Annotated in this window: 13 protein-coding genes; all 13 read right to left on the bottom strand. The window is 66.7% G+C overall.

All coding sequences use genetic code 11. The features are described 5' to 3' along the window. On the bottom strand, positions 1-821 hold an 821-nt coding region (locus tag I73_RS27415; RefSeq protein WP_022980687.1), incomplete at its 3' end, for a transporter. A 112-nt stretch (positions 822-933) separates the two neighbouring features. Next, the gene (locus tag I73_RS11160) at positions 934-2,361 is read right to left on the bottom strand and encodes a cytosine permease (RefSeq protein ID WP_051049173.1); all 1,428 of its coding nucleotides are present in this window, start codon (positions 2,359-2,361) and stop codon (positions 934-936) included. A gap of 44 nt (positions 2,362-2,405) precedes the next feature. Then, entirely contained in the window at positions 2,406-4,025 is a 1,620-nt protein-coding gene (locus I73_RS11155; protein ID WP_022980685.1) for an NAD(P)/FAD-dependent oxidoreductase, read from the bottom strand. Between the two features lie 13 nt (positions 4,026-4,038). Continuing rightward, positions 4,039-4,815, bottom strand: a complete 777-nt coding sequence (locus tag I73_RS11150; protein WP_022980684.1) for a cyclase family protein — start codon at positions 4,813-4,815, stop codon at positions 4,039-4,041. Between the two features lie 38 nt (positions 4,816-4,853). Next, positions 4,854-5,372 (bottom strand): flavin reductase, encoded by a 519-nt coding sequence (locus tag I73_RS11145; protein WP_022980683.1) that lies wholly within the window; start codon positions 5,370-5,372, stop codon positions 4,854-4,856. Positions 5,373-5,392: 20 nt separating this feature from the next. Further along, positions 5,393-6,637 carry a styrene monooxygenase/indole monooxygenase family protein gene (locus I73_RS11140; RefSeq protein WP_022980682.1) on the bottom strand — a complete coding sequence of 415 codons (1,245 nt, stop codon included), beginning with the start codon at positions 6,635-6,637 and terminating at the stop codon, positions 5,393-5,395. A gap of 43 nt (positions 6,638-6,680) precedes the next feature. Next, the gene (locus I73_RS11135) at positions 6,681-7,469 is read right to left on the bottom strand and encodes an SDR family oxidoreductase (protein ID WP_022980681.1); all 789 of its coding nucleotides are present in this window, start codon (positions 7,467-7,469) and stop codon (positions 6,681-6,683) included. A 157-nt stretch (positions 7,470-7,626) separates the two neighbouring features. Then, a complete protein-coding gene (locus I73_RS27410; RefSeq protein WP_022980680.1) occupies positions 7,627-9,105 on the bottom strand; it encodes a methyl-accepting chemotaxis protein in 1,479 nt (492 codons plus the stop codon). A 143-nt stretch (positions 9,106-9,248) separates the two neighbouring features. Beyond that, complete coding sequence (locus I73_RS11125) at positions 9,249-10,049, bottom strand: glucose 1-dehydrogenase (protein WP_022980679.1); 801 nt, start codon at positions 10,047-10,049, stop codon at positions 9,249-9,251. Beyond that, positions 10,042-10,812 (bottom strand): SDR family NAD(P)-dependent oxidoreductase, encoded by a 771-nt coding sequence (locus I73_RS11120; RefSeq protein ID WP_022980678.1) that lies wholly within the window; start codon positions 10,810-10,812, stop codon positions 10,042-10,044. The genes I73_RS11125 and I73_RS11120 overlap by 8 nt, the downstream gene beginning before the upstream one ends. A gap of 27 nt (positions 10,813-10,839) precedes the next feature. Then, positions 10,840-11,610, bottom strand: a complete 771-nt coding sequence (locus I73_RS11115; RefSeq protein ID WP_026096603.1) for an SDR family NAD(P)-dependent oxidoreductase — start codon at positions 11,608-11,610, stop codon at positions 10,840-10,842. 31 nt (positions 11,611-11,641) lie between these two features. Beyond that, a complete protein-coding gene (locus I73_RS11110) occupies positions 11,642-13,531 on the bottom strand; it encodes a DUF1302 family protein (protein WP_234409482.1) in 1,890 nt (629 codons plus the stop codon). 49 nt (positions 13,532-13,580) lie between these two features. Further along, positions 13,581-14,600: YCF48-related protein (locus tag I73_RS11105; protein WP_234409481.1), on the bottom strand; the 1,020-nt coding region annotated here is incomplete at its 5' end.

The raw sequence follows: 14,600 nt of genomic DNA, 5'->3' as shown, positions 1-14,600 counted from the left end.
ATCAGCAGTCCCTTGCCGTCGGCATAGCGCACCGAGGGGCCGATGGCGTTGGACGAGGCCTTGCCACTGCCGGCGTTGGGGCCGCTGTCTTGGGTGATCTGCCGGTAGATGTGGCCGCCCACGCCCAGCACCCAGCCATTGCCCATGCCCCAGCCCAGCGCATAGTCGGCGTGCAGAGCCTGGCCCGAGCGGGTGTCGGTGTCGTCGTTGCGGCCATTGATGTCCCACATGGCCTTGAGGTCGGCGTTGAAGCCCTGCGCCGGCATGTAGCTCACAGCGGCCAGCGGTTGCCAGGTCACGATGTTGCGGCCCAGGCTGGCCGGGTCGGTCTTGCTGTAACTGCCGGTGGGCAGGTACACGTCCATGCCCACGGCCGAATGCAGCTCAGGCGAGTGGTGGTAGCCCAGGGCCGTGCCCAGCACCACATCACCCAGGCCCGATTTGCTGAACTTCTGCCCACCGGCGGTCACATCCACGTTGAGCAGTGGCGCCAGTGCCTCAAAGGCAAGCTGGCCGCCCAGCAGCTGCTGCTGCGTCACCCAGACCAAGCGGGGCACCACGGCGCCCACATTCACCTTGAAGTCCGCCGGGCCGATGGATTGGCCGCTGCCATCTCGCACCTTGTCGTAGCTGGCGCCACCAGCGTAAACCAGGCCATGCACCCCAGGAGGCGGCAGGGCCCCACTGAGGAAGTTCTCCAGGCCGTCCGGGTACACGCCCAGGCCATTGCCTTCGGTCGCCCAGCCCGAGGGGCTCATGCCCAACAGGCCAACCAGGCTGACAGCTGCAGCCACGTGGCGCAGCGGGTGGGTGCTCTTCATGGTGTCTCTCCTTGGCCGACTGAGGGCCTGACAGGCACGCCGCGACGACTGCAGGATCGGGTGGGCCCGAACGCCGCGCGTGAGGGGGATCCCAGGCCCACCGATGGCAACTTCAATTCGGGTTCAAGGCAGCCGGGGCGGGCCGCAAGACCAGGCGGCGCAGGCCCGCGTACAGCAGTACCGACACGAGCAGGGCGCTGGCAAACGGCACGGGCACCCAGGCGGTGAGCGGCCCGGTGGCGGCCCAGGTGGCCACGCCCGTGGCGACCACGCCGCTCCAGTTGACGGCTTCACGGTGGCTGGCCGCGCGGCGGCGCCCCCCCATCAGGTGGTAGTCGGCCAGGATGACACCGGCAAAGCAAGTGGTCAGCACGCCCAGCAGCGTGATCCAGGCGTTGACCAGGGCCAGCAGTTGGCCGTAGAGCATGACCAGGCCGATCACATTGGCCAGCACCACACACCACAGCCGGCCCGGTCGCCAGCCACCCACCGCATCGAACAGGTTGGACAGCGACAGCGAGGCACTGTAAGTGTTGAGCACCTGGGCCTTGCCCTGGGCCAGCACCATGAGCACCGTGCCCAGGGCGCCACCGAAGACGATGAAGGCCGCGGCCACCGCATCGGGGCTGGCCAGCACCAGTTGCTGGGCCTGGGCCAGGCTGATGCCCTGCTTCTCGGCATAGAAGGCGGCCAGGCGCGGGGCACCCACGTGCATGATGGCCGCGCCGATGGCCAGCATCAGCACATCCATGGCCAGATTGCCCACCAGCGCGGCCAGGCCGATGTCCCGCGAGCGGCGGGCGTAGCGCCCCAGATCCGCGTCCACCAGGGCCAGCGCGCCGGCAGAGCCGATCAGCACGTTGACCGCGAAGATGAACTTGCCTGCATCACCGTGCACGCCCATGGCCAGCAAGGCGGCGTCGGGCAACTGGGTGGGAAAGTGCAGCAGCTCAGGCAGGAGCATGGCGGCGGCGCCCAGCACCGAGGCCGTGATCCAGGCCAGCACCGCCAGGAAGGCCAGCAGCGTGACCGACGACACCCGGCTCACCCAGTTGAAACCAAAGGCCGTCAGAGCCACCCAGGCCAGCGTCAGCCCGCCGTACAGCCCCACGCGCGTCCCCAGATTGTCGGGCCAGCCGAAGTAGAACAGCAGGCCCTTGTAGAGCAGCGCGTTTTCCAATGCCAGGAAGCCAATGATCATGAAGGCGAAGATCAGCGAAGCCACGGCCGAGCCCTGCTCGCCAAAGCCAAAGCGCCGCGCCATCACCGTGCTGGACAAGCCGCTGCGGTAGGCCACATGGCCCACGCCCCAGCCCAGCAAGGCGCCGACCACCGTCACACACAAGCCCGCCAGCAGGGCAATTTGAAAGCCCGCCACCAAGGACACCAGGGCGCCGAAGAACAGCTGCACCAGCGTGGTCACGATGCCGGCGGTGTTCCATGACAGGGTCAACCAGGACTGGCGAGCCGATTCGGGCACGGCCTCCAGCGCGTGGTCTTCGATCTGGTCTTGCAAGTCAGGTGCGTGGGACTGTGCCATGGGGTCTCCGGTGGGCGTGGGTGGGGCGACGACGGTGGAGCCAATCAACGAGGTGCCAGAGCCTGCGCCACCAGGTAGCCCGAGCCCGCACCCAGGCCCGGCCCGGGGTGGGTGGACGCGCCGATGTGGTACAGGCCCGCACAAGAGGTGACATGGGTGCGCGCACCGGCCGTGGCCGCGAAGGGCCGCAGCCAAAAGAACTGGTCAGGCGAGCACACGCCGGCATACGGATCGCCCCCCACCAGGTTGCAGTTCAGGGCCTGCAGCTCGGCCGGGCCGTAGGCCTTGCGGCCCACGATCTGCTCGGCCAGACCGGGCAGCACCTGGGCCAGTCTGGCCTGCACGCGGTCGGCCATGGCCTCGCGCACGGCGGGCGTCCACTGGCCATCGGCGGGCACTTCGATCTGCCCGGCGGCATCGCCCTTGAGACGCGTGGGCAGCTCTTGCATCTGCACCCACAGGATGGCCGCACCGGCCGGCGCGCGGCTCGGGTCCACCGCCGTGGGCTGGCCAATGGCGAGCGTGGGGCGCACAGGCAGCAGGCCGTTGTTGGCTTCCACCACCGAGGCACACACCTGCTCCAGGCTTTCGGTGAGGTGCACCAGCGGCACCTTCGCCATCTCGGGATCGGCCCAGCGCGGGGGCGCGTTCAAGGCGAAGTGGATCTGCATGCCGCCACGGCCAAAGCGGTAGGCGGCGGCCCGCTCACGCAGGGGCTGCGGCGCCTCGCGCCACAGGCGGCCGTAGAGCTGTGGCGGGGTCACATTGCAGACCACGGCGCGGCGTGCCATCAGGCGTTCGGTTCCCACGCACACGCCGGTGGCCTTGGCGCGGCGGCCCTGGCCTTCGACGATCACCTCGCTCACGTCGGCGCTGGTGCGACAGGCGCCTCCATGGCGCTCGATGACGCGTTGCAGGGCGCGAACCACGCCTTCGCTGCCGCCTTGCACCACGGGCATGCCACCCGCCACCACGGCCGCGAAAGTCAGCTTGCCGATCAGGGCCGAGCAGGCGTCATCGGGGCCCAGGCCCGAGTGCAACACCCAGGGCGCCAGCAAGGCGCGGCTCACGTCGTCCTTCAGGTGGCGGTCGGCCCAGCGGCGAAAGCTCTCCAATGAATCGCCCGCAAAGCCCAACAGGCCTTCCAGGCCACGGCGGCGCCATTCGGCCCACAGCAGCTTGACCAGGCCCAAGCCATAGGGCTGCTGGCCCAGCAGGCCAAAGGTCAGCGCGGCATCGGGGCCAAACAGGCGTTCGGCCATGGCGCCCAAGGCCGTGCCATCGCCGGGGCACAGCGCGTCGATGCGACGCACGGCATCCGGCATGTCCTGCTTCAAGGCCAGGCTGCGGCCATCGGGCAGGATCACGCCGGTGCTGTGGCCGCCTTGCGCGAAGACCAGGCCCGCCTCAGCCAGCGCGTCTTTCAGCTCGGCGTAGGCCGGACTGCCGACGAACAGCGGGTACCACTGCGACAACACATCGTGCCGGTAGCCCGGAAAGAGCTCTTCGGTGCGGATGCAGCCGCCCAGGCGCTCGTTGCGCTCCAGCACCAGCACCTTCTGGCCACGCTGGGCCAGCAGCGCCGCCCCGACCAGGGCGTTGATGCCACTGCCCACGAAGATGACGTCGGCGGTGCTGGAGGCAGTGTGGGTGGCTGTGGCCATGTCGCGCCCCGGCTCAGTTGGTCAGCGCCAGCACGCGCAGCGGGCTGCCCGAGCCTTGGCTGATCTTCAATGGCGCGGCCACGATCAGCGCGCCCTGCGGCGGCAGCTGGTCGAGGTTGCGCAGGCACTGGAGCCCGAACTTGTTGGCCCCATGCATGAGCGTGTGGCAGGGATAGGGCACCGGCCACGCATAGGACTGGCCGGCGTCGGTGTTGATGGTCTCCACGCCAAAGCCCTGCACGTCGCGCTCACGGATCAGCCACTCCACGGCCTCTTGCGTGGGCCCGGGGGTGTGGGCACCGTCCTCCTGGAGGTTGACGAAGGCGGCCGGGTCGCTGATGCGCTGGGACCAGTCGGTGCGCAACAGCACCCAGGCGCCCTGGGGGATGGCGCCGTGCTGCGCTTCCCAGCTCTGGATGAAGTCCACGGTCAGCAGCCAGTCGTCGTTGCGGGCCACCTCGGCGCTGGCGTCCAGCACCACGGCTGGGGCGATGAAGCGTGCCGGGTCGATGGTGTCCACCGTGTTGGCCGGGTGGTCCTTGCCCGTCACCCAGTGCACGGGCGCATCGAAGTGCGTGCCCGTGTGCTCGCCACACGAGAAGTTGTTCCAGTACCAGCCGGGGCCGGCCTCGTCGTAGTGCGAGATGCGCTCCTGCTTGAAGCCCCAAACCTGCCCGAACTGCGGCGGCAGCACCAGCGCAGGAAAGTCAGGCGACAGGGTGTGGGTCAGGTCGACCACGCGCAGCGCGCCGGCCTCCAGGTGATTCAGGATGGTGGTGGTGATGCTCATGGTCCTGCTCGCAAAGAAGAGGATGGGACGCAGCGGGATCAGCCCGCCATCTGCAGGGCACCGAAGCGCCCACCGTGGAAGACCAGGGGCTCGCCCTCGCGGGTGTCCAGGCGCACCACCTGACCGATGAACAGCTCGTGGTCGCCCTCGGTGACGTGCTTGCTGCTGCGGCACACCAGGGTGGCCAGCGCGCCGTCGATCACGGGCACACCTTCGGGCGACTCGACCACCGCCACCTGGTCGAACTTGTCGAGCACCGCAGGGTTGGCGAAGCGGCTGGCCAGGCCCTGCTGGTCTTGCGCCAGCACGCTGATGGCGAAGTGGCTGGCGGCCTGGAAGGTCGCCAGGTTGGGCGAGCGGTCCACCAGACTCCACAGCACCAGGGCCGGTGTCAGCGACAGCGAGGCAAACGAGTTGATGGTCAGGCCCACGGCACGGCCATCGGGGGTGCGGGTGGTGACGATGGCCACCCCGGTGGGGTAGCGGCCCAGGGCCTGTCGCAGGGCCTTGCCTTCGAATTCGGTCTGGCCCCAAACGGGCTGCAGCATGACGCTCATGGTGGTCGCTCCTTCAGACATCAAGCAGCGGCCAGCTCGGCCATCTTGTCACCCACGAACTGCTCGCAGGCCTGGGGCTCGGCCCACCAGGGGAAGAAGTCCGGCGGGTTGTCGAAGCCGTTGACAATGGCCTTGGCAATGGGCGGGCACTGGCCGGCTGCGCCCAGCAGGTTGAGGATGTGCGGCGGCGGCGGCGTGAGCATGGAGTTGGTCCAGGCCACCACCGACTGCGCATAACGCCAGAAGGTTTCGAAGGTCTGGTTCATCCAGGCTTCGGTGTAGGGCTGCTCACCCCGGGCCAGGATGGCGTCGAGGTAGACCTTGAAGGCCTTGGTGGCGTTGTTCGAGCCCTGGCCGGTGATGGGGTCGTTGACGGCCACGGCGTCGCCCAGGCCCAGCACCAGCTTGCCCGAGGGCAGGCGCAGCACCGGCTTGCGGATGGTGGGCGCGAAGCTGCCCGAGAGCACGCCGTTGGCGTCCGTCAGCTCCACTTGGTGGGCGCGATCGGCCTCCCAGGGCAGGTAGGTCTGCAGCAGCTTGCGGCTCACCGCCAGGTGCTCTTGCGGGTTGGCAATGCCCTTCCAGCAGTCCATGGGGCCTCCGGGCACGCCTTCGAACACCATGATGTGACAGGGGCCGCTGTACGTGTAGGACGGGAACACGAAGTACTCGCCCACACCCGGGATGAGGTTGAAGGCCACGCGGCTGAAGTCCGGCGTTTCCTTCAGGCCATGCACATAGGTCAGGGCCAGGGCGCGCTGGGGCTTGTCGAACGTCGAGCGGCTGGCGTCGCGCTCGAAGAGCTTGACCACGTCACCCTTGCCGGCCGCCAGGATCACCAGGTCGTGCGAAGCGGCCAGGGCCTCCAGTTCTTCCACGCCCGCATCCTGGAACACCAACTCGCCGCCACGCTGGGTGAACAGTTCCATCCACACGGGCATCTTCACGCGCTGGTCCACCGACTGCGCCACCTTGTCGAGACGGTGGGCCCAGTCGATCAGCTTGGCACCCGGTTGCTCGGGGTGCGGCACGGTCAGGCCGATGCCCTCCACGGGCGGGCACACAGATTCCCATTGGTTGAGGCCGATGTCGCGCTCGATCTGCAGCGAAGCGTCAAACATGCACTGGCTGGACATGACCTTGCCGGCACGGATCTGGTCGGGTGTGCGGTTGGACACCACGGTGACCTGGTAGCCCTGGTCCAGCAGGGACAGAGCGAGCGGCAGGCCAGCCTGGCCCCCACCGACGATGGCGATGCGACGCATGGAGCGTTCCTTTCAAACAGAGGGGATGAGAGACGGCCAGGACTCAGGCCATCAGGCGGGGAATGGCGGGCTGGTTCTGCTCCGGCCCCATGGCCGAATAGCCACCATCGACGGCGTAGTCGGCACCGGTCACGAAGCTGGCTTGCGGCGACAGCAGGAAGGCCACCACCTCGGCCACCTCGGCCGGGTCACCCAAGCGGCCCAGCAGGTGATAGGACGCGGCCACGGCATCGGCCTTGGCGCGGTTGCCACCCGACATCTGGCTGATCGGGTTGGACCACGTCCAGCCCGGCGAGACCGAATTCACGCGGATGCCATCGGGCGCGAAGTCCATGGCCATGCTGCGCGTGACCTGCTGCATCGCGGCCTTGGACACGGGGTAGAGCCAGCGGCCGGTTTGCGCGACGCTCGACGAGATGCTGGTGAAGTTGACAATCGCCCCGTCGCCGGCCCGGCGCAGCGGCTCGCGCACGGCGCGCGCCATCATCACGGCGCTGACCACGTTCACGTTGAGCGCCTGCAACCAGTCGGCGCGGCCCGAGTTGGCGCCGTCATCAAGGTAGGAGCACGCCAGGTTGACCAGGGCGTGCACGCCGTCATAGGTCTTGAGAACCTGGGCCACACCGGCCTCGATCTGGGCGTCGTCGGTCAGGTCCAGCGCCTGAAAATGCACGCGCTCCGGATGGCGTGCGGCCACTCGGGCACCGCCTGCGGCGTCCACGTCGAACACCACCACCTGGCCCCCGGCGGCCACCAGCCTGTCCACCACGGCCTCGCCGATCAGCGTGGCCCCACCGGTGACGATCGCCACCTTGCCATTCATTGCCTGCATGACTGTCCTTTCCGTCAGTGCGGATGCGCTGGAACAGTCAAGCCTGTTGATCAAGTTCCATGCGTGTCACCGCGTTGACTTGATCTTGGTCCAAAGGGGCTCGCGGCCATTAGCCGCGCGGTGCAAGGCTTATCCGCAAACTGCGGACAGTGAGCAATCAGGTCTGCAGCTTGAAGAATGCCACCGCCTCGCCGAGCTTGTCGGCCTGCTGCTTGAGGCTGTGGGTGGCTGCAGCGCTCTGCTCAGCCATTGCAGCGTTCTGCTGGGTGGCGCCATCCAGGTGCGTGATCGCAGCAGAGATGTCTGCGATGCCCGACGACTGCTGAGCCAGCGATGCTGAAATGTCACCGATGAGCTGCTGCACGCGGTCCACCTGTGACTCGATCTGCTGAACCGCGCCGACCGCGTCGTTCACCAAACGCGAGCCGGCCTCGACCTTCTCGACGCTGGCGCCGATCAGCGCCTTGATCTCACGGGCAGACTCGGCCGCACGACCCGCCAGGGTTCGCACCTCAGTGGCCACCACGGCGAACCCACGTCCCTGTTCCCCTGCCCGCGCCGCCTCAACGGCCGCATTCAGCGCCAGGATGTTGGTCTGGAAGGCGATGCCATCGATGACACCGATGATGTTCGCGATGCGGCCCGAGTCGGCCGCGATGGCCTGCATGGTCTCCATGGTGAGCTTCATGACCTCGCCACCCTGACGCGCAGCCTGGTTGGTCTCGCGTACCACCACGTCGGCCGATGTGGCGGTGTCAGCGCTTTGTTGCACGGCCTGCACCATCTGCACCATGGCCGACGAGGCATGCTGCAGACGGCTGGCCTGCTCCTCGGTGCGGTAACTCAGGTCGGTGCTACCGCTCGCGATTTCGCTGCTGCCATCCACCACTGCCTGGCTGGCATCGGTCACCTGCGCGACCACTCTCCTGAAAGTGCCTTGCATGGTGTGGAGCGCGATCAGGAGTGCGCCCACTTCAGTGGTGTCATCGTGTGAGCCGATGTCGATGCGTGCGGACAGATCACCCTGGGCCATCGCCTGCGCGACACCCTGGGCCTGCTCCAGTGGTCCGGTGATGGCCCGGGCCATTTGCCAAAGACTCGCACCCAGCGTCGCCAGGCAGCAGGCAATCAGCACCCGCACGGCAATCGCCACAAAATCCACGGCGGCGGCCACCTCCTTGGCAAAGTCATCCCCCATCCGAATCAACTCGGTCATTTGCGGTTGCAGGGACTTGGCCAGATCCTGTGTCAACACCGTCGATGGCCCCGCTTGAAGTTCCGACAGCATGCGGTCAACGCGGCCAATGCTGTCGCGCGGCAGGTCGATCACCGCGCCAAAGCCCATGAGCCGGAATGCCAGCAACTCGAAGCCGAACAACTCCGTATCGACATGGCCCGATATCCACTTGGAATAGTTCAAGGCTTTGATGATCGGCGCCTTGTCCTGCGCTTCACCGGCCGCAGCACCGTCCACATTCTTGGCAAGATGCAGCAGGTTCACTGCGTACTCGCGCTCGAGGTGATGGAACTGCGCACCCTCGGCCATCAGGCGCAAGCCGTAGAAGGACGTGATTGTTGAAGCGACCAACACGATCACAAGCAGTTTGAGCCACTGGCGGATGGAACGTTGGCGCATGTCGGATCACCCTCGTCAGAAATGCAGCAGATGTTGAATTTGGCTATTCGGCATGATCGCCAGTGACTTGAACGTCGACATGTCGGAAAAGCTGCCAAATCGTCCTCGTTATGGCGGCCAGGCAAGGCTGTGGGGTAAGTGGATCAGCATGCGGTGTGACCGCCATCGACCACCAGATCGGCGCCATTGATGAATGACGCCTCGTCTGACGCGAGGAACAACACCGCTTGTGCCACCTCGTGCGCTTCTCCCAAACGCCCCATCGGCACCCGGCCGAGCACGGCCTGGGTGAAGGCAGCCGCCTTGGCCTCGTCCAACCCTGACATGGCACCGCTGATCATGGGTGTGGCGATGAAGCCAGGACATACTGCATTGACACGGATGCCATAGCCCAGGCGCGCGCAATGGACAGCGGCAGACTTTGTGAAGATGCGCACACCACCTTTGCTGGCGTTGTACGCGGGCACCAAGGGCTCGCCCAGCAGTCCTTCGATGGACGCGATGTTCACGATGCTGGCGGAGGGGCGGTGCTTCATCCGCAAGATGGCCACCTGGGTGCCCATGAACACAGCGTCGAGGTTGACGGCCTGCGTCCGGCGCCATCCTTCAAGGGTCTCGGCTTCCACATCGGCTGGCACGGCGATGCCGGCATTGTTGACCAGCACATCCACGACGCCCCAGGCCGATGCGGCCTCATCGAACACGCGCTCCCATGCGGCCTGCTGCGTCACATCGTGCTGCGCAAAGACCACAGCCCCCGGCCTGAGCGCGCAGAGCTCATCGACCCCCAGCGGGTGCAAGTCCGTGGCCAGCACACGCGCTCCCTCCTGCCCGAAACGCTCCACGACCGCACGGCCGATGCCCCGGCATGCGCCCGTGACGATGGCCACCTTGCCTTCGAGCCGGCCCCAGGTGCCGGCGACTTCATTGCGATGTTCAAACATATGCAAATCCTGTGATGTTGGTGATGAATGCGCGGCGCCCCTCGGCGTCCAGCGATTCGAGGTGCGCTTGCATGGCCTCGGCACCGCCGACATACCAATGCACGCGCCGCTCGTGCGCGGCTTGCCAGGCCACTTCGGCGACCTGCTCCGGCTGCGCGGCATAGCCGAGCAGGGTCACCGACTTGGCGGTGTGCTCGGCTTGCTCGATCATGGGTGTCTGCACATAGGCCACGACGATGTCGCTGACCCAGATGCCCTGTGCAGCCATCTCGATGTTCAGCGCCTCCGTCAAGCCTCGGACGGCAAACTTGGAGGCCGAGTACACGGCCTCCTCGGGAATGCCATAGAGCCCCGATGCCGACCCCATGGTGATCACGCGCGCGCCAGCACCTGATCGGTTCAGATGGGGCAATGCGGCATGGATGCTGTTGATGACGCCTGTGACGTTGACATCCACGATCTGGTGCAGACGTGCCAAGGGAGGCTGATCGAAGCAGCGCATGTCCAGGATGCCGGCCGAATTGAACAGCACGTCGATGCTCGGCCTGTCGCCACTGAAGGCCGCCACGGCGCGGGCCACCGAGGCCGCATCGGTCACGTCAACGGCAAAGGTTTCTACCTGACCACTCAGCGCCTCGGCCTGGCGACGCAGCGCGTCAAGATTCAGGTCGGCCATGCCCACACGCCAGCCGCGGTCGGCAAAGTGGCGCACAACAGCCAGGCCGATGCCTGACCCAGCTCCGGTCACAAAAATTGATTTCATGATTGATGTCCTTGTAAGAAGCGCAGTTCAGCGCATGAAGGGCAGCCTCGTCGCACCATCCAGGCGGATCACCTCGCCGTTGAGATAGGGGTTCTCGACGATGGCCTGGGTCAGGCGGGCGAACTCGGCGGGATGGCCAGCACGCGGCGGGTGAGGCACGTCCTTGGTCAGGGCTTCGCGCAAGGCAGGGGGGGCGCCTGCCAGCATCGGGGTCATGAAGATGCCGGGCGCAATGGTCATCACGCGGATGCCGAAGCGCGCCAGCTCCCGCGCCAGCGGCAAGGTCATGCCCACCACGCCGGCCTTGGAGGCCGCATAGGCCGCTTGCCCGATCTGGCCGTCAAACGCTGCCGCAGAGGCGGTGTGGATGATCACGCCGCGATGGCCCTCCGCGTCCGCCTCGTTGCGAGACATGGCCTGGGCCACGAGTCGCGTGGCGTTGAAGGCGCCGGTCAGGTTGATCTCCATGACCCGACGGAAGGCGTCCAGATCATGAGGCCCCTCCCTGCCCACGGTGCGCGCAGCCGGCGCGACACCCGCGCAGTTGACGAGCACGCGCAGCGGTCCGAATCGCTGCTGCGCGGCCTCGACCGCGTCGGTCATACCAACCGCGTCACAGACATCGCATGCAATGAAATGCACGGCGTCGCCCAGCCGCTGCGCCTCGGCCGCACCGGCCGATCCGGGCAGGTCCAGCATGAGCACCTTGGCGCCCAGACCCAGCCAGTGCGTCACACAGGCCAGCCCCAGGCCCGAGGCTCCGCCGGTCACCACCACCGTGTCATGCCACATACCCATCTCCTTGGCGTACAAACCGCTCAGAACGCGTTCAGAACGTATAGGCCATGCGGGCGAACAGTTCGTTGCTGTGCTGCAGGCCATCGGCGAAGTCCTTGAATTCGCCCTTGTGCTGCGAATACAGTGCGTTCAGATAGACATCCACCTGCACGTCCTTGCGCGGCTTCCATTTCATGCCGGGCTGCAGATACCAGCCCCCCCTTGTGTCGGTCAGCACCGTGAAGTCGAAGCGATAGGCCAGCGTCGGCGAGGGTTGCTGCACCGACAGTGCCAGGGCGTTGAAGCCCGTCTGCTGGGTGCCCCTGCTGCCGTCGGGCAAGGTCACCGTGCCCAGGTAACGGCCGAACAAATCGCTTTGGGACTTGTGCAGCCACTGGGCGACAAAGTAGGTGGCCGGATAGTCGCTGGAGAACTTGTAGTACTTCTCGGTGATGAACGCAAAGGCGTACTCGTCCTTCTTGATGGGCTCGCCCAACGTCGGGTTGGTGAAGTGCTTATTGGGTGTGTACGAGAACTCGAAGCGGCCGATCAACTGGTCCAACAGCGAATCGGGCTCGCCTTCAAAGACATGGTTGACGCCGCCACCCATCACCGTCTCACGGTGATACTCGCGCACGATGTGCCCACGCAGGGCGCCCACGCTGCTGAAAAACGAGTCCAGCACGCAGGAGGCCGCTGCCGCACTGCCCATCCTGATGCGACCATAAGTCGGGTCGGCCGCACCGCAAGCGGCCGCCAGCGCCGACATGTTGTACGGATCGGCGCCGCCCAGCCGCTGGGCGGTCAGGTTCATCGCGGCAGCCACGCCTTCGGTCGCATCAAGGTGCATGCGCGCCGCGCTCTGATACCACTCGCCCGCGTTCCACACGCCGCTGCCATCGGCCTCGAACGGCGTGCCGGACAGCGCGGTCGCGCCACTCGCATCGCTCCACTTGTAGGTGCCGTTGGGGTCGATGCGGTTGACGACGAAACCTTGCAGGCCCAGCCCGTTCCAGTCGCCCTTGGCGCGAAAGCCTGCATTGAGCTTGTTGTGGAACTGCTCCCATCCCTCTTGATCATGGACCGTGAACTGGTCCGAGATCGCGTTGTACGGCGTCTCGGCATTCGGCATAGTCGTGGGCGAGAAGCGCTGCACGAAGGCATCGACCTCCGCCTTGTCGCCGAGGCGGTAGTTTCCTCTCACACCCAGCGCAGCGCGGCGGGTGTCCGAGTACTCTTCGGCGGCGGGGCCAAGCAGGTGTCCACGCAGGTCCAGTGCATTGGGCACATCGGCGACGCGAAAGAAGATGGCTTCGCCCCAGGCGATCTGCTGGTTGCCGGCGCGCAGCCACAAGGGGCCCTCGCTGTAGTCCAGGTAGGCGGCCGGCAGGTCCACACGGTTGCGCTTGCCCGCATAGGCCAGCGGCCCGCCATCGGTGCCGCCATAAGCCTGGCGGTAGAAGCTCCCGGCATTGCTGGCCGAGCCGGCATGGTTGTCCTTGTACGTGCTGTCGATGTTGTCGAGTTGCTCGGACACCGCGCGCAACTTGATGGTGGCCTTCAGCGCATCCGTCAGCTTGCCGTCCACATTGAGGTCAAGGCGGGTCTGGAAGGCATTGAAGCTGGCCTCGCGCGCATTGCTGGCCGGGCGGGTCAGATCCCGGGTCGGCGCCACGATGCCGTTGTTGCGCGCACCAGGCGCCCACCCGGTGGCGCTGAAGTCCACATTCGGTGCACCATTCGATGCGTTGCCGTACTGGTTGTTCTGGTTCTGGTCACTGGTCGTCTTGACGGCGATGGTCTGGCGCACCTGGCCAGACACCTCCCATTCGGCGGCATGGGCTGCACCCAGCGATGCCATCAACATCGCCGGCCAGATCACCTTGCTGGCTGTGGCCGCCACGCCAGGCTGGCGCACGGGGATGGAATTTGTCGTCAACATGCTGTCTCCTTCTTTGTCAGATGGGCCTGATGGCCAGGGGTGGGGTGAGTCAGTCAGCGATCTCGACCAGCACGCCGTCCGCACCGGCGGCCAGGGCATGTGCGGCTTGTCCAGGCGCGGACGGCAAGGGGGACACGGCCTGCAACCAGGCGTTCGGCGGCAAGGCCCCGACGTGTTGCCACGACGCACCGCCATCCCGGCTCCGCAAGATCGCATTGACGCCAATGGCCAGCACGCCCCCCGAAGGGGACACCGCCACCCGCGTCAGCAGGGCGTTGGTGGCGGTCGCCAAGGTGCGCCAGGTCTTGCCGTCGTCGTCGCTGACGATGGCCTGCCCGCCCTGTCCCACGGCGTACCAAGTCTTCCCATCTGGTGCGACGGTCAGGCCGAACAACGAGGCTTCCCCCCGGTGCAGCACCTGCCATGTCTTGCCGGACGGGTCAACGCGCAGCACCAGGCCGAACTCACCAGCCAGCGTTGCGGTGCCGTCTTCCGCGACATGCACGCTGTAGAGGTGCGGCTCCGCACCGTCGGTGGTGATGTCGGCCCATTGCGGTGGCTGAGGCTGCCACGTCTTGCCAGCATCGGCCGAACGCAGCACCGCGCCAAAGGCCCCCACGGCATAGGCCAGGCCGTGGCTGTTCATGTGAACGGCCATCAGGCGTGACTGTGTGCCGCTGGCCACGGGCTGCCAGTGCGTGGCGTCATCCGTACGGAACATCAGGCCGGACTGCCCCACGGCCAGGCGCGTGCGACCCTGGCCGGTGAGCCCGAACAGGGCACGGCCCTGGGTCGGCAGCGTGGATGAGGCCCACGTTTTGCCTCCGTCGCCGCTCTGGCGCACTGCGCCAAAGGCCCCGACCGCCATGCGATTCGGCCCCTCGACATACAGGTCGTACCAGGCCTCATGCCGCGTGCCCTGATGAACCACCCGAACGCCATCGCCCCACATGACCGTCGACGACGCTGTGGCCGCCTCGGCGCCCCACGCGATGAGGCATGACATGGCGCTTGCCAGCGCACGCCTGCGCATGCTCAGGCCCCCAGGCGCTGCAGCGCCTGCTCCGTG

It is taken from the genome of Ideonella sp. B508-1 (assembly GCF_000333615.1).
Classification (GTDB): domain Bacteria; phylum Pseudomonadota; class Gammaproteobacteria; order Burkholderiales; family Burkholderiaceae_C; genus Ideonella.
The sequence above is the reverse complement of the archived record's forward strand: the minus strand, read 5'-3'. Positions and strand labels throughout refer to the sequence as shown.

Coding starts and splice junctions, on each gene's coding strand:
- I73_RS11160 (WP_051049173.1), bottom strand. CDS start 2,361: ATGGCACAGTCCCACGCACCTGACTTGCAAGACCAGATCGAAGACCAC.
- I73_RS11155 (WP_022980685.1), bottom strand. CDS start 4,025: ATGGCCACAGCCACCCACACTGCCTCCAGCACCGCCGACGTCATCTTC.
- I73_RS11150 (WP_022980684.1), bottom strand. CDS start 4,815: ATGAGCATCACCACCACCATCCTGAATCACCTGGAGGCCGGCGCGCTG.
- I73_RS11145 (WP_022980683.1), bottom strand. CDS start 5,372: ATGAGCGTCATGCTGCAGCCCGTTTGGGGCCAGACCGAATTCGAAGGC.
- I73_RS11140 (WP_022980682.1), bottom strand. CDS start 6,637: ATGCGTCGCATCGCCATCGTCGGTGGGGGCCAGGCTGGCCTGCCGCTC.
- I73_RS11135 (WP_022980681.1), bottom strand. CDS start 7,469: ATGCAGGCAATGAATGGCAAGGTGGCGATCGTCACCGGTGGGGCCACG.
- I73_RS27410 (WP_022980680.1), bottom strand. CDS start 9,105: ATGCGCCAACGTTCCATCCGCCAGTGGCTCAAACTGCTTGTGATCGTG.
- I73_RS11125 (WP_022980679.1), bottom strand. CDS start 10,049: ATGTTTGAACATCGCAATGAAGTCGCCGGCACCTGGGGCCGGCTCGAA.
- I73_RS11120 (WP_022980678.1), bottom strand. CDS start 10,812: ATGAAATCAATTTTTGTGACCGGAGCTGGGTCAGGCATCGGCCTGGCT.
- I73_RS11115 (WP_026096603.1), bottom strand. CDS start 11,610: ATGGGTATGTGGCATGACACGGTGGTGGTGACCGGCGGAGCCTCGGGC.
- I73_RS11110 (WP_234409482.1), bottom strand. CDS start 13,531: ATGTTGACGACAAATTCCATCCCCGTGCGCCAGCCTGGCGTGGCGGCC.